The sequence below is a fragment of the Streptomyces sp. NPDC005878 genome, assembly GCF_040629815.1.
Lineage (GTDB): Bacteria > Actinomycetota > Actinomycetes > Streptomycetales > Streptomycetaceae > Streptomyces.
In genome coordinates, this window is the sequence record NZ_JBEXWK010000010.1 from 41109 (window position 1) to 58562 (window position 17454).

At 70.8% G+C, this 17454-nt stretch carries 16 protein-coding genes and 3 tRNA genes; 10 read left to right on the top strand and 9 right to left on the bottom strand.

Features of this window, described 5'->3' with window-relative positions:
• Positions 1 to 2 precede the first annotated feature (2 nt).
• Both ABZ404_RS17430 and ABZ404_RS17435 read left to right on the top strand, forming a co-directional pair.
• Positions 3 to 77 (top strand) — tRNA-Asp (locus tag ABZ404_RS17430).
• Between the two features lie 371 nt (positions 78 to 448).
• A complete protein-coding gene (locus ABZ404_RS17435; RefSeq protein ID WP_358836010.1) occupies positions 449 to 676 on the top strand; it encodes a DUF6274 family protein in 228 nt (75 codons plus the stop codon).
• A 360-nt stretch (positions 677 to 1036) separates the two neighbouring features.
• Here the strand turns inward: ABZ404_RS17435 and bldC are convergent, their stop codons facing one another.
• The gene (gene bldC, locus ABZ404_RS17440; protein WP_003949541.1) at positions 1037 to 1243 is read right to left on the bottom strand and encodes a developmental transcriptional regulator BldC; all 207 of its coding nucleotides are present in this window, start codon (positions 1241 to 1243) and stop codon (positions 1037 to 1039) included.
• A 542-nt stretch (positions 1244 to 1785) separates the two neighbouring features.
• On the bottom strand, positions 1786 to 2628 hold the full coding sequence (locus tag ABZ404_RS17445) for a hypothetical protein (protein WP_358836009.1): 843 nt from the start codon (positions 2626 to 2628) through the stop codon (positions 1786 to 1788).
• A gap of 176 nt (positions 2629 to 2804) precedes the next feature.
• Between ABZ404_RS17445 and ABZ404_RS17450 the strand changes: the two genes are divergently transcribed.
• On the top strand, positions 2805 to 3908 hold the full coding sequence (locus tag ABZ404_RS17450; RefSeq protein WP_358836008.1) for a Glu/Leu/Phe/Val dehydrogenase dimerization domain-containing protein: 1104 nt from the start codon (positions 2805 to 2807) through the stop codon (positions 3906 to 3908).
• A 292-nt stretch (positions 3909 to 4200) separates the two neighbouring features.
• Positions 4201 to 4464: a DUF3073 domain-containing protein gene (locus ABZ404_RS17455; RefSeq protein ID WP_358836007.1), complete on the top strand. Its 264-nt coding sequence runs from the start codon at positions 4201 to 4203 to the stop codon at positions 4462 to 4464.
• Between the two features lie 119 nt (positions 4465 to 4583).
• On the opposite strand, the gene purM is transcribed toward ABZ404_RS17455, so the two are convergent.
• The 4 genes from purM to ABZ404_RS17475 form a co-directional block, all read right to left on the bottom strand.
• Positions 4584 to 5657 (bottom strand): phosphoribosylformylglycinamidine cyclo-ligase, encoded by a 1074-nt coding sequence (purM, locus tag ABZ404_RS17460; RefSeq protein WP_358990527.1) that lies wholly within the window; start codon positions 5655 to 5657, stop codon positions 4584 to 4586.
• 46 nt (positions 5658 to 5703) lie between these two features.
• Positions 5704 to 7230, bottom strand: a complete 1527-nt coding sequence (gene purF / locus ABZ404_RS17465) for an amidophosphoribosyltransferase (protein WP_358837543.1) — start codon at positions 7228 to 7230, stop codon at positions 5704 to 5706.
• Between the two features lie 340 nt (positions 7231 to 7570).
• Positions 7571 to 8377: a sterol carrier family protein gene (locus ABZ404_RS17470; RefSeq protein WP_358837542.1), complete on the bottom strand. Its 807-nt coding sequence runs from the start codon at positions 8375 to 8377 to the stop codon at positions 7571 to 7573.
• A gap of 552 nt (positions 8378 to 8929) precedes the next feature.
• On the bottom strand, positions 8930 to 9589 hold the full coding sequence (locus ABZ404_RS17475) for a TetR/AcrR family transcriptional regulator (RefSeq protein WP_358835786.1): 660 nt from the start codon (positions 9587 to 9589) through the stop codon (positions 8930 to 8932).
• A 219-nt stretch (positions 9590 to 9808) separates the two neighbouring features.
• Here ABZ404_RS17475 and ABZ404_RS17480 point away from each other — a divergent pair, with 219 nt between their 5' ends.
• Positions 9809 to 11254, top strand: a complete 1446-nt coding sequence (locus tag ABZ404_RS17480; RefSeq protein ID WP_358835787.1) for an MFS transporter — start codon at positions 9809 to 9811, stop codon at positions 11252 to 11254.
• A gap of 98 nt (positions 11255 to 11352) precedes the next feature.
• Here the strand turns inward: ABZ404_RS17480 and purL are convergent, their stop codons facing one another.
• Genes purL through purS form a run of 3 tightly spaced genes read right to left on the bottom strand, consistent with a single transcriptional unit; the run spans position 11353 to position 14536 of the window.
• A complete protein-coding gene (gene purL, locus ABZ404_RS17485) occupies positions 11353 to 13602 on the bottom strand; it encodes a phosphoribosylformylglycinamidine synthase subunit PurL (protein WP_358835785.1) in 2250 nt (749 codons plus the stop codon).
• Positions 13602 to 14282, bottom strand: coding sequence for a phosphoribosylformylglycinamidine synthase subunit PurQ (gene purQ, locus ABZ404_RS17490; RefSeq protein WP_358835784.1), 681 nt, complete (start codon positions 14280 to 14282; stop codon positions 13602 to 13604). The genes purL and purQ overlap by 1 nt, the downstream gene beginning before the upstream one ends.
• Positions 14279 to 14536, bottom strand: coding sequence for a phosphoribosylformylglycinamidine synthase subunit PurS (gene purS / locus ABZ404_RS17495; RefSeq protein WP_358835783.1), 258 nt, complete (start codon positions 14534 to 14536; stop codon positions 14279 to 14281). Before purS ends, purQ begins: the two co-directional genes overlap by 4 nt.
• Positions 14537 to 14860: 324 nt before the next feature.
• Between purS and ABZ404_RS17500 the strand changes: the two genes are divergently transcribed.
• From ABZ404_RS17500 to ABZ404_RS17520, 5 genes are all read left to right on the top strand, one after another.
• Complete coding sequence (locus ABZ404_RS17500) at positions 14861 to 15178, top strand: Lsr2 family protein (protein WP_358835782.1); 318 nt, start codon at positions 14861 to 14863, stop codon at positions 15176 to 15178.
• Between the two features lie 137 nt (positions 15179 to 15315).
• Positions 15316 to 15387, top strand: a tRNA-Gly gene (locus tag ABZ404_RS17505).
• 78 nt (positions 15388 to 15465) lie between these two features.
• A tRNA-Gly gene (locus ABZ404_RS17510) sits at positions 15466 to 15538 on the top strand.
• A gap of 134 nt (positions 15539 to 15672) precedes the next feature.
• The gene (locus tag ABZ404_RS17515; protein WP_358835781.1) at positions 15673 to 16596 is read left to right on the top strand and encodes an ABC transporter ATP-binding protein; all 924 of its coding nucleotides are present in this window, start codon (positions 15673 to 15675) and stop codon (positions 16594 to 16596) included.
• The gene (locus ABZ404_RS17520; RefSeq protein WP_358835780.1) at positions 16593 to 17402 is read left to right on the top strand and encodes an ABC transporter permease; all 810 of its coding nucleotides are present in this window, start codon (positions 16593 to 16595) and stop codon (positions 17400 to 17402) included. Before ABZ404_RS17515 ends, ABZ404_RS17520 begins: the two co-directional genes overlap by 4 nt.
• The last annotated feature ends 52 nt before the right edge of the window (positions 17403 to 17454 follow it).

The window sequence follows — 17454 nt, forward strand, 5'->3', positions numbered from 1 at the left end:
CTGGTCCTGTGGAGCAGTTTGGAGTGCTCGCCACCCTGTCAAGGTGGAGGCCGCGGGTTCAAATCCCGTCAGGACCGCAGCGAATTCGAAGCCCGCCTCCCCCGTGGATGCGGGCTTCGGTGCTGTTTCAGCACCGGCCCGCCGGAGGCCGCGCCCCGCGGCGGAGCCGCGCAACAGACACAGCAAATCCCGTCAGGACCGCAGCGAGACCGAAGCCCGCATCCACGGTGGATGCGGGCTTCGGTGCTGTCCAGCCCCGGCCCGCCGGGCGCGGCCCGCGTCCGCCACGGAGGCGGGCCCCTGTGCTTGCTGCCCGCCCCCCGCATGACAAGTGGGTCCAGATCCCCCTGGATTCGGGCCCACTTGGCGTTTCCGGCCGTCTTGACGCGGTCATCCGGCGCCGGTACCCAAGGAGGAGGTACAGCGGGCCCCACTCCGGAGGTGGCGCATGAAGGCGTCGTCCGCGAGGCACGAGACACGGGCGCTGCTGCGCGCCCACCTGTCGGCCGCGAGCGGCTACCGGCACGTCACCCGCCACTGCCCCGTCTGTTCGCGCCTCCTGCGGCTCGCCATGGAGCCCTCCACCGAGCCCGACCCCTTCCTCGCCCTCCCCGAGACACCCCAGGAACCCCGGCCCGGCATCGCGGCCGAGGACGAAAGTCCCGCCGAGCGGTGACCTACGGCGGGTTCGCCGGCCCCCGGACGGTGGCAGGCTGTCCTCGGAAAGCGCTCCGGACGGTGTGACGCGAGTCACCGAACGAGTTTTGGGAACCGGGGAACTTACACCGTGCCTACAACCCCCCAATTTAATATGTGCAATTGCACCACTCCCCGAAGGGCACCGGGGATGCCCCGCGAACTACCCCCGGACGGCCCGGACAGTCCCGGACCGGGACATGAAAAAGACCGCGCTGGACCCGGCGGAGTCCAGCGCGGCCGATGACGGCGAGCCCGTTGGGGCGGGCAGGGCGCCAGTGGAGCTATGGGGTGGGCGACCGGGGTGGGGGCCCCGGAATGCCCGTTATCGGGGTGTTGTTCAGGCCTCGCTACGCTGCTGCGGAATACCCGCAAGCAGCGCACGGACCTCTGCTTCGCGGTACCGGCGGTGTCCACCCAGCGTGCGGATGGACGTGAGCTTGCCCGCCTTCGCCCAGCGGGTGACCGTCTTCGGGTCCACGCGGAACATCGTGGCAACCTCAGCCGGGGTCAGCAGCGGCTCGGCATCAGGGGTGCGAGCGGTCATGAGCGGCCTCCTCGGGAGAACCGAACCTTCTCGGTTCTTTCCTCTAAATTCTGCACCTTGACCCGCGTTGCCCGAAATGGCGGACGCGAGCCGAGTCGGTTATAGGACGAACGGCTTGTCCTCGGCACTACAACTACACCATCTGTCCAGCCACGTCGGCCAAACCGATGGAATTGCCCTCCCAGGTGTTCATCAGCGACGGAAGCCGATGGACCATGCCATAGCGGACAGTCACGCCACAGTGACGATCAGTCACAGAGCGATCAGGAGTCATCAGACCCCCCATAGCAGGCAATACCAAGCAATCCGCCATTAGTTGGACGGAAGGAGCCCTCCCCGGACTCCTTGTCCTATTTTGGCACGAGGATGGGGGATCGACGCAAGGGCCCAGTAAGTGCGGTCCGTCACGCTTGAGGCAAAGGCCCGGATCAGGACCTACGTCCCGAGCACCCGCTCGCAAGGGTCACTCAGGCGTACGAAGACACCCACCCGAACGGGTGAGCGCGCGGCGCGTTCGGACGCCTCTTCAGTCCGACAGGCCGTCAGTTCGCCATCCGGCGCTCCCGTACGGTCCGCCAGCGCTCCGTGAAGCGCTCGTACGCCCTCGCCGCCCCCGCGCCGTCCCCGGCCCGCAGCGCGGCGATCCCCTCGGCCACGTCGGCCGCCGAGCGGTCCTCCTCCAGCCGCGCCCTCGGCAGGGCGTGCACCAGCCCGCCGTAGTCCAGCTCCACCAGCGAACGGGGGTGGAACTCCTCCAGCCAGCGCCCCACGTCGACCAGGCCCTCCGTCAGGGGCCCCTCGTCGATGTGGTCGCGCAGGGTCCGCAGCGCCCACGCGAGGCGGCGACGGGCCTGGACCATCGGGGTGCGGTAGCGCAGCACGGGCGCCGCGCCGCTCTCCGCCCGGACATACTCCCTCTCTTCGTCCGAAAAGACTGTGAACCAGCTCACAGGGATGTGCCAGACCGCCGTCAGGATCCACGGCCGGGCGTCCGGGTTCGCCTCCCGCCACCGCTCGTAGTCCGCCGCGGCCTGCCGGCGCACCACCGGCGGCAGCAGCGCGTCGAGCACCGGCGCCGGGAACTGGTCCGCCAGCACCTCCAGGGCCTGCCAGCCGCGCAGCCGGGTCCGCCACGGGCAGACGCACACCACCCCGTCGACCTCGGCCACGAAGGCGTCCGCGCTCTCGTGGACCGGCACCGCCACCGGCGGCGTCGGCACCAGGTCGGCCAGCGCGCGCCGGTGTTCGTCCTGGGCACCGGGGGTGCGCCCGCGCTCCGCGTACCGCGCCCAGTGGGCGCGCTCCGGTTCGGGGAAGGCGGCCAGCGGCTCGTACACCCGCAGATAGGACGCGTACGGGACGATCACCGAGGACACCACCGCCATGGGTCGAATCGTCCCACGCGCGCGGGGGACGGGAGGGTGATCCTCGGCACTGCGCCTGATCTACGCACGCGTAGGACTTACTCTGCTCCCAGCGCGGCCCCGGGCGGGCCGCGACGCGGCCCGCCCCACCCACAGGCGGACCGCCAAACGCCGCTTCGTACTTGGGAGTCACCACCGTGACCGATGTGACCGGCGACGCCGTCAGCTCAGCGGATGTTCTGCACACCCTGTTCCGATCGGACCAGGGCGGACACGAACAGGTCGTGCTGTGCCAGGACCGCGCCACGGGCCTCAAGGCCGTCATCGCCATCCACTCCACCGCCCTGGGCCCGGCCCTCGGCGGAACGCGCTTCTACCCCTACGCCACCGAGGCCGAGGCCGTCGCCGACGCGCTCAACCTCTCGCGCGGCATGTCGTACAAGAACGCCATGGCCGGCCTCGACCACGGCGGCGGCAAGGCCGTGATCATCGGTGACCCGGAGACCGACAAGACCGAGGAACTCCTGCTCGCCTACGGGCGGATGGTGGCCTCGCTCGGCGGCCGTTACGTGACGGCGTGCGACGTCGGCACCTATGTGGCGGACATGGACGTGGTGGCGCGCGAGTGCCGGTGGACGACCGGCCGCTCCCCCGAGAACGGCGGCGCGGGCGACTCCTCCGTGCTCACCGCGTTCGGTGTCTTCCAGGGCATGCGGGCCAGCGCCCAGCACCTGTGGGGCGACCCGACGCTGCGCGGGCGCAAGGTCGGTGTCGCGGGTGTGGGCAAGGTGGGCCACTACCTCGTGGAGCACCTGGTGGCGGACGGCGCCGAGGTCGTGATCACCGATGTGCGCGAGGAGTCGGTGCGCCGCGTCCTCGACAAGCACCCGGGCAGCGTCACCGCGGTCGCCGACACGGCCGCGCTGATCCGGGTGGAGGGGCTGGACATCTACGCCCCGTGCGCCCTGGGCGGCGCGCTCGACGACGAGACCGTGCCGGTCCTCACCGCGAAGATCGTGTGCGGCGCGGCCAACAACCAGCTGGCGCACCCGGGGGTGGAGAAGGACCTCGCGGACCGCGCGATCCTCTACGCGCCCGACTACGTGGTCAACGCCGGTGGCGTGATCCAGGTCGCCGACGAGCTGCACGGCTTCGACTTCGACCGCTGCAAGGCGAAGGCCGCGAAGATCTTCGACACCACGCTGGCCATATTCGCACGTGCGAAGGAAGACGGGATTCCGCCGGCCGCCGCGGCCGACCGGATCGCCGAGCAGCGCATGGCCGAGGCGCGTCGGCGCTGACGCTCGCGGCGTCCGATCCGGCGCCCCATCCGGCGACAGGGGAGACAAGACTCACGCCGGTCGGCGGGTCGGACGCCGAGAAGAGGTTAAAATCGCGGTTGACCAGCGAGGAAAGGGCTCCTTGCGGGTTCTGTGAAGTGGCACGTCATGCGGGCGGCGTACCGTATGGCCGCGGAAGCAGGTACCGTTGAAGCCCTACGGACACGGTCTCTCCACGGAGAGCCCGCTCCGAACCATGAACGCGTGTCAAGACTCTGGGGCCGTCGAGCCCCGTCACCGAGGGGGTCGAGCCATGGGGCGCGGCCGGGCAAAGGCCAAGCAGACGAAGGTCGCCCGCCAGCTGAAGTACAGCAGCGGCGGGACTGACCTGTCGCGTCTGGCCAACGAGCTGGGCGCATCGACTTCGCAGCCGATCTCGAATCAGCCGCCGAATGGCGAGCCGTTCGAGGACGACGACGAGGAAGACGACCCGTACGCCCGCTATGCGGAGCTGTACAACGAGGACGACGACGAGGACGAGGAGTCCGGTCCGTCGTCCCAGCGGCGCGGTGCTTGACGCGCGCTCGTCTTTCAGGGCCTTCGGCTTTTCGCAGCCATCATTTTAGCTGCTCAAGGCAGTACCGAACCCGGCCCGGAGCTCACGCTCCGGGCCGGGTTCTGTGCTGTCCGCAGGCCTTACTTGGCGTAGTCGCCGGTGAGCTCGGCGCCGGTCGCGCGGTCACCGCGCTCGGTGATCCGGCCGGCCGGCCAGGCGTCCACACCCCGGTCCGCCAGCGCCGTCAGGGCCACGTCCACCGAAGCCTCGGGAACGATGGCGATCATGCCGACGCCCATGTTCAGCGTCTTCTCCAGCTCCAGCCGCTCGACCTTGCCGGCCGTGCCGACCAGGTCGAAGACCGCGCCCGGCGCCCAGGTCGAGCGGTCGACCACGGCGTGCAGGTGGTCGGGGATGACCCGGGCCAGGTTGTTGGCGAGTCCGCCGCCGGTGACATGGCTGAAAGCGTGCACCTCGGCGGTACGGGTGAGGGCCAGGCAGTCCAGCGAGTAGATCTTGGTCGGCTCCAGGAGCTCCTCGCCCAGGGTCCGGCCGAACTCTTCCACGTGGCTCTCCAGCGACATCTTCGCCCGGTCGAAGAGCACGTGCCGGACGAGTGAGTACCCGTTCGAGTGAAGTCCGGAGGACGCCATGGCGATGACGACGTCACCCGTGCGGATGCGATCCGCGCCGAGCAGCTGGTCGTACTCGACCACGCCGGTGCCGGCGCCGGCGACGTCGAAGTCGTCCGGGCCCAGCAGGCCCGGGTGCTCCGCGGTCTCGCCGCCGACCAGCGCGCAGCCCGCGAGGACACAGCCCTCGGCGATGCCCTTCACGATGGCGGCGACCCGCTCGGGGTGCACCTTGCCGACGCAGATGTAGTCGGTCATGAACAGCGGCTCGGCGCCGCACACCACGAGGTCGTCCACGACCATGCCGACCAGGTCGTGGCCGATCGTGTCGTACACGCCGAGGCGGCGGGCGAGGTCGACCTTCGTGCCGACGCCGTCGGTGGCCGAGGCGAGCAGCGGACGCTCGTAGCGCTTGAGGGCGGAGGCGTCGAAGAGCCCGGCGAAACCGCCGAGGCCGCCCAGCACCTCGGGGCGCTTGGTCTTCTTCACCCACTCCTTCATCAGCTCGACCGCGCGGTCGCCCGCCTCGATGTCGACGCCCGCGGCTGCGTAGCTGGCACCAGTGGATTCAGCAGATGACATGGCTCTGGAGAACTTTCGTGTCGTACTGCAGGGTTCGTGCGGGCGCCTACGGGCGGCGCAGCGCGTCGGCCGCGGCCGTGGCGGCGGGACCGGCCGCGAGCTCGGTCTCCAGGAGCTGCTTGCCGAGCAGCTCGGGGTCCGGGAGCTCCATCGGGTAGACCCCGTCGAAGCAGGCGCGGCAGAGGTTGTCCTTGGGGATGGTGGTCGCCTCGATCATCGCGTCCGTGGAGATGTACGCGAGGGAGTCGGCGCCGAGCGAGGTGCCGATCTCCTCGATCGTCATCCCGTTGGCGATCAGCTCGGCGCGGGTCGCGAAGTCGATGCCGAAGAAGCACGGCCACTTGACCGGCGGGGACGAGATCCGGATGTGGACCTCGGCGGCCCCGGCCTCGCGGAGCATCTTCACCAGCGCGCGCTGGGTGTTGCCGCGCACGATCGAGTCGTCCACGACCACCAGGCGCTTGCCCCGGATGACTTCCTTCAGCGGGTTCAGCTTCAGCCGGATCCCGAGCTGGCGGATGGTCTGCGAGGGCTGGATGAAGGTGCGTCCGACGTAGGCGTTCTTGACCAGGCCCGAGCCGTACGGAATGCCGCTGGCCTCCGCGTAGCCGATGGCCGCGGGGGTGCCGGACTCGGGAGTCGCTATCACCAGGTCGGCCTCGGCCGGCGCTTCCTTGGCGAGTTTCCGTCCCATCTCCACGCGGGAGAGGTAGACGTTCCGCCCGGCGATGTCGGTGTCGGGGCGGGCCAGGTACACGTACTCGAAGACACAGCCCTTGGGCTTCGCTTGTGCAAATCGAGAGGTACGCAGACCGTTCTCGTCGATGGCGACGAGCTCGCCCGGCTCGATCTCGCGGACGAAGCTCGCGCCGCAGATGTCGAGGGCGGCGGTCTCCGACGCGACCACCCAGCCGCGCTCCAGCCGGCCGATGACCAGCGGGCGGATGCCCTGCGGGTCACGGGCGCAGTAGAGCGTCTGCTCGTCCATGAAGACCAGCGAGAACGCGCCCTGCACCTGGGGGAGGACCTTGGCGGCCGCCTCCTCCACGGTGAGGGGCTTGCCGTCCTCGTCGGTCTGCCCCGCGAGCAGGGCGGTGACGAGGTCGGTGTCGTTGGTGGCGGCGACCTGGGTCGCGCGGCCGTTCTCCTTGGGCAGGTCGGCGACCATCTCCGCCAGCTGGGCGGTGTTCACCAGGTTGCCGTTGTGGCCGAGCGCGATCGAGCCGTGGGCGGTCGCCCGGAACGTCGGCTGCGCGTTCTCCCACACGGAGGCACCGGTGGTCGAGTAGCGGGCGTGACCGACCGCGATATGGCCCTGGAGGGAACCGAGAGAGGTCTCGTCGAAGACCTGGGAGACGAGTCCCATGTCCTTGAAGACGAGGATCTGGGAGCCGTTGCTGACCGCGATTCCCGCGGATTCCTGGCCCCGATGCTGGAGGGCGTAAAGCCCGAAGTAAGTGAGCTTGGCGACCTCTTCACCCGGAGCCCAGACGCCGAAGACGCCGCAAGCGTCCTGGGGGCCTTTCTCGCCGGGGAGCAGATCATGATTGAGTCGACCGTCACCACGTGGCACGCCACCGAGTGTAGGCGAGATCGACCACTGGTCCGAATTGGGGATACGGACGAGAGGAGGGCAGTGGGCGGTTTGTGGCATCTGCCGGACGGGGTGGAGCAGGGCTTTTCCCGCCACGGCGGGAAATGCGCGGTGGGGGGGACCGGGCGGGGAATGTGACGGAGGTCGCGCGCGGGGGTGCGGGGTGCTGCCCGGGCGTCACCTGCCGTAGCCATATGACCACCCTGGCCGGGGCGGCATTCGGGCGGCCATTCGGGCGGCCCTTTCCGGGCCCGGCGCCCGGCCAGGGGGGTCCTTCTTTCAGCGGGAGAGCACCGGTGTCAGCGGGCGGGCACCGGCGTCAGCGGGAGAGCACCGGCAGGAGCGCGGAGAGGTCCGCCCGCTCCCCGCTCGCCGCGATGCGCGCCGCCTCCACCTCGTCCGCCCACGCCCGGCGCCCGGTGGCGAGCCGGAGCCAGGTGAGCGGGTCGGTCTCGACGACGTTCGGGGGCGTGCCCCGGGTGTGCCGGGGGCCCTCGACGCACTGCACCACCGCGTACGGCGGGACGCGCACCTCCACCGAGCCGCCCGGCGCCTTCGCCGCGAGCGCGTCGGCGAGCAGCCGGGTGCAGGCGGCGAGCGCCTGTCGCTCGTACGGGATGTCGAGGCCGGGCACGGCGTCGTTCAGGTCGTCGGTGTGGACGCAGAGCTCCACCGTGCGGGTGACCAGGTGGTCGGCGAGGGTCATGGTGCCGACGCGGGTCGACACCAGCCGGGTGTCCGGCGCGTCGGGCAGGAGCCGGGCGGTACGGGTGGCGATGTCGTCGTAGAGCACGTCGAGGCCGGTGGTGGTGTCCGTCGGCGGGGCGTGGGGCCGTACGGGCTCGGCGAACGGCCACTCCAGGAGGGTGAGCTCCGGGCGGGCGGGGGGCGCGAGCGGGGGCGGGGGCGGCTCGGCCAGGTTCCGGGCGACCACGTCGACGGCTTCCGCCAGATGGAGCGCGAGGTCGCGCACGCTCCACCCCGCGAGCCGGGTCGGCCGCCCCAGAACCTCGGGTCCCAGCCCCGCCACCGCCTCGCGCACGTGCGCGAACTGGCCGAGAACGGCGGGGCGGATTTTGGCGGAGTCATAGGTACGGGGGCGCTGGCGCTTTTTGGCGGGGGGCATGCGGGGAGCCTATTCGGCGGGGCGGTGTGGGGCCCGGACTTCGACTGCCGGTCGGCGGTGGGCTGGTCGCGCAGTTCCCCGCGCCCCTTAACCGGCCGGGGCTTCGGCCGCCGGTCAGTGGTGGGTTGCTCGCGCAGTTCCCCGCGCCCCTTAACCGGCCGGGGCTTCGACTGCCGGTCGGTGGTGGGTTGCTCGCGCAGTTCCCCGCGCCCCTTAACCGGCCGGGACTTCGACTGCCGGTCGGTGGTGGGTTGCTCGCGCAGTTCCCCGCGCCCCTTAACCGGCCGGGGCTTCGACTGCCGGTCAGTGGTGGGCTGCTCGCGCAGTTCCCCGCGCCCCCTAGGGGGTCGGCCTCAGCCGGAAGCGTTGGCTCAGCCACTGGCCTTTAGGGGCGCGGGGAACTGCGCGAGCAGCCCACCACAACCCGCAGGCAAAAACGGACCCCAGGGGCGCGGGGAACTGCGCGACCAGCCAGCCAGGGTCCGCCGCCCGTCGGCGACCACCCGCCCCCGGGGCCGCTCGCGGGCCGTCGGCCGACGGCGGGGCCGAGGGCTAGCTCGTGGGGAAGTCGCGCAAGCCGAACTCCACCAGATCGAACCCCCGCCCAGCCAACCGCACCGCATCCGGAACGATCCGCTCGGCCGGTTCGCCGAGCAGCAGGCGGCGATGGTTCTCGCTGATCAGCGTCGCGCGCGTCCCCATCAGCTGGGCCGCCGCGACCCGCGCGAGCACCGGATCCCCGGTCTCCTCCCGGAGCGCCTCCGCGACCAGGTCGGAGCTGCGGACGAGCGCCGCGTGGGCCCGGTTCAGCAGCACCGGGGTCTCCATGATGAGCCGCAGCAGCTTGACGACCAGCGGCTGGTCGCAGAGGCCCACGGCGGCGTCGCGGGCCTCCACGGCCGCCAGGTAGTGGCGGCGTACGGCGGTGGTCACCGACTCGCCGGGGGCCCGCTCGCGGACGGCGCGGACCACGTCCTCGGTGTGCTCCTCCACGGGCCCGAGCGCCAGATCCTCCTTGCTGCCGAAGTGGTTGAAGACGGTCATCTTCGACACCTCGGCCGCCTCGGCGATCTCCGCCACCGAGACCTTGTCGAACCCCCGCTCGGTGAAGAGCTCCACGGCCGTGGCCATGAGCCGGCGCCGGGTCTGCCACTTCTTGCGCTCCCGCAGGCCCAGACCGGCCGGGGCGGGTGACTCCTCGTACTCCACCATGAGCATCACTGTACCAGGATGAATATTAGCCCTGGATAAAACATTGACTCGGTATAGATAGATGCTCCACAGTGGTGCCGAAGACGACCACGGCGTACGGCCCGTACCGGCGCCCCGGAGGGGGAATTCACCATGTCCAGGACACCGGGCACAGCCATGCCCGAAGCAGCGCGGACGCTCCCGCGTACCAGCACACCGGCCCACGCGGCCGACACCCCGATGTCCCCGGCCCGTACGAAGATCGCGTTCGCCGTCTGCCTGGTGACGATCCTGCTCGCGGTGCTCGACACCAACATCGTCTCGGCCGCGACCGTCCCGATCGTCCAGGACCTGGACCCGGTGCACGGGGTGGACAAGATCCCGTGGCTGATCAGCGCGTTCGCGCTCGCCTCGGCGGCGGTGCTGCCGCTGTACGGGAAGCTGTGCGACACCATCGGCGCCAAGAAGGTGTTCGTGGGCGCCATCGCCACCTTCCTGCTCGGGTCGGCGCTGTGCGGGGCCGCCCAGTCCATGGGTCAGCTCATCGCGGCCCGCGCCGTGCAGGGCGTCGGCGGCGGCGGCCTGATGAGCGTGACCATGGTCGTCCTCGCCCAGCTCCAGGCCCCCGGCAACGGCGGCGGCGGGCGCGGCAAGGGTGGCAGCATCGGCGGAGTCGTGGCCGGGGCCGGCATGGCGCTCGGCCCGTGGCTCGGGGGCACGCTCGCGGACCACGCCGACTGGCGCTGGATCTTCTACGTCAACCTGCCGGTCGGCATCGCCGTGCTGGCCGGCGCGGCCGTGGTGCTCCGGCTGCCGGTCACCCCGGTGCGGCACCGGATCGACTTCGCGGGCGCGGTGCTCGCGGCGGCGTTCTCGGTGTCCCTGCTGCTGGTGACGGAGTGGGGCGGCAAGGACTACGCCTGGTCCTCGCCGCAGATCCTCGGCCTCGCGGCGGCGAGCGCGGCGGCGCTGGCCCTGTTCCTGCGCCGCCAGACCACGGCGGCCGAGCCGATCCTGCCGCTGTCGATGTTCAAGGTCCCCGCGATGCGGCTCGGCTTCGCCATCCAGGCGCTGGTCGGGGCCGCGATGATGGGCACCCTGGTCTACGTGATGATCTACCTCCAGGTCGTCCGGGGCATCGGGGCCACCTCGGCGGGCCTCTACCTCATCCCGATGGCGATCGGCATGACCGCGGTCGGCATCGCCTCGGAGCGGCTCGCGGCACGCGGCTGGTCCCAGAAGACCTTCGTCCTGGCCGGCTCGACCGCGTCGACGGCGGCTCTGGCCCTGCTGGCGACCACCGGGGTGACCACCAGCCTGTGGCAGATCCGGGCCGAACTGCTGCTGATGGGCGTCGGTTTCGGGCTGCTCGTCGGCCAGCTCGTCCTGATCGTCCAGCAGGCGGCCCCGCCCCGGCAGCTGGGCGTCGCGACGACGGGCACCCGCTTCTTCCAGACCCTCGGCAACGCCCTGGGCGCGGCCCTGTTCGGCACCCTGCTGAGCCGGGTGTACGAGGCGAAGGGCCCGGGCGGCTCCACGAGCGCGCTCGGCGCGCTGCGCGGACCGTCGCACGCGTCGGGGGTGCAGGCCCTCACGACGGGGATGGACGTGGTGTTCGTGGTGGGGGCGGTGCTGATGGCGGCGGCCGCCGCTCTGGCGACGCGCCTGCCCCGCCAGGCCGGTTGAGCCCCGGGGAAGACGAGGGAGGGCCGAAGGAGAGAGGACCGACGAAGGGGCCCCGGGAAAACCCCGGGGCCCCTTCGTCGTACGGCCGACAGGTCACCTCACGCCAGCAGCGCCGGAATCGTCGCCTCGTGGACCTCGCGCAGCTCCGCCAGCCCCACGGTGAACTCGCCCTGCACCTCGACGGAATCCCCGTCGACGACACCGATACGGGTCGCCGGCAGCCCGCGGGCCCCGCACATGTCGGTGAAGCGGAGCTCCTCGCTGCGCGGCACCGCGACGACCGCCCGTCCCGCGGACTCGCTGAACAGGAAGGTGAACGCGGACAGCCCCTCCGGGACCACCAGCCGCGCCCCGTGCCCGCTCCGCAGGCAGGACTCGACCACGGCCTGGACGAGACCGCCGTCGGACAGGTCGTGCGCCGCGTCGATCATCCCGTCGCGCGAGGCCGAGATCAGGATCTCGCCGAGCAGCTTCTCCCGGTCCAGGTCCACCCGCGGCGGCAGCCCGCCGAGGTGGTCGTGGATCACCTGGGACCAGGCAGAACCGCCGAACTCCTCCCGGGTGTCACCGAGGAGGTACAGCAGCTGGCCCTGCTCCGCGAAGGCGATCGGCGTACGGCGCGTCACGTCGTCGATCACACCGAGGACGGCGACCACCGGCGTCGGGTGGATGGCGGTGTCACCGGTCTGGTTGTAGAGCGAGACGTTGCCGCCGGTCACCGGGGTGCCCAGCTGGAGGCAGCCGTCCGCCAGACCGCGGGTGGCCTCGGCGAACTGCCACATCACGTCCGGGTCCTCGGGCGAACCGAAGTTCAGGCAGTCCGAGATGGCCAGCGGCTTGGCGCCGGAGGCGGCCACGTTGCGGTACGCCTCGGCCAGCGCGAGCTGCGCGCCCGCGTACGGGTCGAGCTTCGCGTACCGGCCGTTGCCGTCCGTCGCCATCGCGACCCCGAGGTTCGACTCCTCGTCGATACGGACCATGCCCGCGTCCTCGGGCTGCGCCAGGACGGTGTTGCCCTGCACGAAACGGTCGTACTGGTCCGTGATCCAGGCCTTCGACGCCTGGTTGGGGGAGCCGACCAGCCGCAGGACCTGCGCACGCAGCTCCTCGGACGTCGACGGCCGCGGCAGCCTGCCCGCGTCGTCCGCCTGGAGGGCGTCCTGCCAGGAGGGACGGGCGTAGGGGCGCTCGTACACCGGGCCCTCGTGCGCCACGGTCCGCGGCGGTACGTCCACGATCTGCTCGCCGTGCCAGAAGATCTCCAGACGCTCGCCGTCCGTCACCTCGCCGATGACCGTGGCGATGACGTCCCACTTCTCGCAGATCTCCATGAAGCGGTCCACATACCGCGGCTCGACCACCGCGCACATGCGCTCCTGGGACTCGCTCATGAGGATCTCCTCGGGCGAGAGCGTGGCGTCGCGCAGCGGGACCGTCTCCAGGTCCACGCGCATACCGCCGGAGCCGGCGCTCGCCAGCTCCGAGGTCGCGCAGGACAGGCCCGCGCCGCCCAGGTCCTGGATGCCCGCGACCAGCTTCTCCTTGAAGATCTCCAGGGTGCACTCGATGAGGAGCTTCTCCTGGAAGGGGTCGCCGACCTGGACCGCGGGCCTCTTCGCCGGACCCGTCGACTCGAAGGTCTCCGAGGCCAGGACCGACACACCGCCGATGCCGTCGCCGCCGGTACGGGCGCCGTACAGGATCACCTTGTTGCCGGGGCCGGACGCCTTCGCGAGGTGGATGTCCTCGTGCTTCATCACGCCGATGCAGCCGGCGTTGACCAGCGGGTTGCCCTGGTAGCACTCGTCGAAGACGACCTCGCCGCCGATGTTCGGCAGGCCGAGGCAGTTGCCGTAACCGCCGATGCCCGCGACCACGCCCGGCAGGACGCGCTTGGTGTCGGGGTGCTCGGCCGCGCCGAAGCGCAGCGGGTCGACGACCGCGACCGGGCGGGCGCCCATCGCCAGGATGTCGCGGACGATGCCGCCGACACCGGTGGCCGCGCCCTGGTACGGCTCGATGTAGCTGGGGTGGTTGTGGGACTCCACCTTGAAGGTGACCGCGTAGCCCTGGCCGACGTCGACGACGCCCGCGTTCTCGCCGATGCCCACGAGCATCGCGTCGTTCTCGGGCACCTTCTCGCCGAACTGGCGCAGGTGGACCTTGCTGCTCTTGTACGAGCAGTGCTCCGACCACATCACGGAGTACATGGCGAGCTCGGCGCCGGTGGGGCGGCGGCCCAGGATCTGCCGGATCCGGGCGTACTCGTCCTCCTTGAGGCCGAGCTCCTTCCACGGCTGCTCGACGTCGGGCGTCCCGGTGGCGTGCTTGACGGTGTCGAGGCTCATCAGGCGTTGACCAGCTTCTTGAGGATCGAGGTGAAGAAACCGAGGCCGTCGGTGCGGCCGGTGCCGACCAGCGGCTCCACGGCGTGCTCGGGGTGCGGCATCAGACCGACGACGTTGCCGACGGCGTTGGTGATGCCGGCGATGTCGCGGAGCGAGCCGTTGGGGTTCATGTCCAGGTAGCGGAAGGCGACGCGGCCCTCGGCCTCCAGCTCGTCGAGCGTGCGCTCGTCGGCGACGTACCGGCCGTCCATGTTCTTCAGCGGGACCTGGATCTCCTGGCCCGCCTCGTAGTCGGCGGTCCACGCGGTCCGGTCGTTCTCCACCCGCAGCTTCTGCTCGCGGCAGATGAAGTGCAGGTGGTTGTTGCGGAGCATCGCGCCCGGCAGCAGGTGGGACTCGGTGAGGACCTGGAAGCCGTTGCAGATGCCGAGCACCGGCATGCCGGCCTTCGCCTGGTCGATGACCGTCTCCATCACCGGCGAGAAGCGGGAGATGGCTCCGGCCCGCAGGTAGTCGCCGTAGGAGAAGCCGCCGGCCAGGACGACCGCGTCGACCTGCTTGAGGTCCTTGTCGCGGTGCCACAGCGACACCGGCTCGGCACCCGCGATCCGCACGGCCCGCAGGCTGTCGCGGTCGTCGAGCGTCCCGGGGAAGGTGACGACACCGATGCGAGCGGTCACTTGGACTCCTCGACCTTCACGGTGAAGTCCTCGATGACGGTGTTGGCGAGGAACGTTTCGGCCATCTTGTGGATGCGGGCGAGGGCGGCCTCGTCGAGGGGCCCTTCCACATCCAGCTCGAAACGCTTTCCTTGGCGAACGTCGGCGATCCCCTCGAAGCCGAGACGGGGCAGTGCGCGCTGCACCGCCTGTCCCTGCGGGTCGAGGATCTCCGGCTTGAGCATGACGTCGACTACGACGCGTGCCACTGGCACTCCCGTGGTGGTGTGGTGCGAAGGCGGTTCCCTCAGAGTACCCGGCCCGAAAATCTACGCGAGTAGATATCGGAGAGGTCCGATCACGTTCCGGTTTCGGCCCCGACCGCGCGTGGGAAAAATCCCGGGAAAAACCGTCCCCGTGGATTGCGATCGGACACGCGCATGCAATTGTCTGGGCTTCACCATGCAATGCCGACGGCTGTACAAAGGTTTCTCGGGGGGAACCCGAGAGAAACACCTTGCTCCAAAACAGCCGGTAGGCCGGGATCGCCGCACGTCAGACACGTGAGAACGGCGGACCACAGGAAGGAACCGATATCCGTGGCTCAGCGCGTAGTAGTCACGCTCTCCGACGACCTGGACGGCGGAGAAGCGGCGGAAACAGTCACGTTCGGCCTGGACGGGAAGGCCTACGAGATCGATCTCAATCTCGTCAATGCGAAGAAACTGCGGAAGGCTCTGGCACCGTATGTGAAGGCCGGGCGCAAGCAGTCGCGGTCCGGGAAGGTCTTCCGGCACACCGACGTCGCCCCCGACCCGGCGGCGGTCCGCGCCTGGGCCCGCTCGCACCACATGGAGGTACCGACCCGGGGACGCATCCCCAAGAAGGTCTACGAGGCGTTCAGCGCGGCGAGCTGAGCCCCGGGACGGCGAGCGGCGCCGGGGCCCTCGGACTGCGGGCCCCGGCAACCGAGTTGCACGGCACCCGGGGTGATCGGCTAGAGTCTGGAGCACGCCGAGGGGCAAGGCCGAAAGGCCCGGGTCCACCGGAGCGTGCGGGTGTAGTTCAGTAGTAGAACACCCCCCTTCCAGGGGGGAGGCGCAGTGTGCAATTCCTGTCACCCGCTCTGCATCACTTACCGACCACGGTTGTGGATCAGGTAGAGTGGTGTTCGCACCGCCGGTGAGAGCCGAGCGGCAGCAATGCGGACGTGGCTCAGTTGGTAGAGCATCACCTTGCCAAGGTGAGGGTCGCGAGTTCGAATCTCGTCGTCCGCTCAGAAGGCGAAGGCCCCGGTCATCAGACCGGGGCCTTCGTCGTGTCGGCGTCCCGCCGGGCCCCTGACATTTGTCATGGGCGGCGGTGACACCGCGCACTGCCCCCGGCCCCGCTCCCGCGCGACGCTGGACGCATGCCAGATGTGATCGAGGTCGAGGAGCTGCGGCGCACCTACGCCGGAGGCTTCGAGGCCGTTCGTGGAATCTCCTTCTCCGTGGCGCGCGGTGAACTCTTCGCGCTGCTCGGCACCAACGGCGCCGGCAAGACGTCCACCGTCGAACTGCTCGAAGGGCTCGCCCCGCCGAGCGCCGGAACGGTCCGGGTGCTCGGCCACGACCCGTACACCGAACGGGCCGCCGTGCGCCCCCGCACCGGGGTGATGCTCCAGGAGGGCGGCTTCCCGTCCGAGCTGACCGTCGCGGAGACCGTACGGATGTGGGCGGGCTGCACCAGCGGCGCCCGGCCCGTGGGCGAGGCGCTGGAGCTGGTCGGGCTCGCCCGGCGCGCGGACGTACGCGTCAAGCAGCTCTCCGGCGGCGAGAAGCGCCGGCTCGACCTCGCGCTCGCCCTGCTGGCCCGGCCCGAGGTGCTCTTCCTCGACGAGCCGACCACCGGCCTGGACGCCGAGGGCCGCCACACCACCTGGGAGCTGGTCCGCGAACTGCGGGACGCGGGCACCACCGTGCTGCTGACCACGCACTACCTGGAGGAGGCCGAGGCGCTCGCCGAGCGGCTCGCCATCCTGCACGAAGGGCGCATCGCGGCCGCCGGGCGGGTGGCCGACGTGGTCGCCGCCCAGCCCGCGCGCCTCTGCTTCGACCTGCCCGACGGCTACCACCTGGGCGACCTCCCTCCGCTGGCCCGGCTCGGCGTCGGCTCCCACGAGAGCGAGGGCCGGACCGTACGGCTGCGGACCACCGCGCTCCAGCACACCGCCACCGAACTGCTGCTGTGGGCCCGGGAGAACCGCGTCGAGCTGGGCGGCCTCGACATCCGCTCGGCCACCCTCGAAGAGGCCTTCCTGCACATCGCCCGGGAACAGGAGCCGACCCGATGAGCACCACCGACCTGGCCCGCCCCCGGGTCCGCACGGCCCCGCAGAGCACCCCCGCCTCCCGGATGAAGGCGCTCGCCCGCGCCGAACTCACCCTGCTCGGCCGCAACAAGGCGGCGATGTTCACCGCCCTGGTGCTGCCCGCGATGCTCACCTTCTCCATGAGCTCGGCGGTCGACGGCATGGACATGGAGGACAGCGGGCTGACCGTCGGCACGGTCCTGCTGCCCGGCTCGCTCGGCTACGTCCTGCTCTTCGCCGTCTACTCGGCCCTGACCGGCGTCTTCGTCGTACGCCGCGAGGAACTCGTCCTCAAACGGCTGCGCACCGGCGAACCCCGCGACCTGGAGATCCTGGCCGGTGCCTCGCTCCCGGCGGTGACGCTGGCACTCGTCCAGTGCGTGCTGCTGGCGGCCGGCTGCACCGTGGTCCTGGACGTCGCCGCACCCCGGGCGGTGTGGCTCGCGGTGGCCGGGCTGCTGCTCGGCGCGCTGCTGATGTGCGTCCTCGCGGCGGCGACCGCGGCCTTCACCCGCTCCGCGGAGGGCGCGCAGATCTCCGTGATGCCGATGCTGCTCCTGTCGATGGTGGGCTCCGGCATGGTCGTACCGGTGGACCTCATGCCCGACGCACTGGCCTCGGTCTGCGAACTGCTGCCGCTCTCCCCGGCGATCGACCTGATCAGAGGCGGCTGGACGGGCGCGCTCGACGGCGCCGACATCCTCGGCCGGCTCGCCACGGCGGTGGCCTGGACGCTGCTCGGCGTGTTTGCTGTACGCAAGCGGTTCCGCTGGGAACCGCGGCGCTGACACGGGGGGACGGACGGGGTGCTCGGTCGGATACGCCGGATGGGCGGCTGGC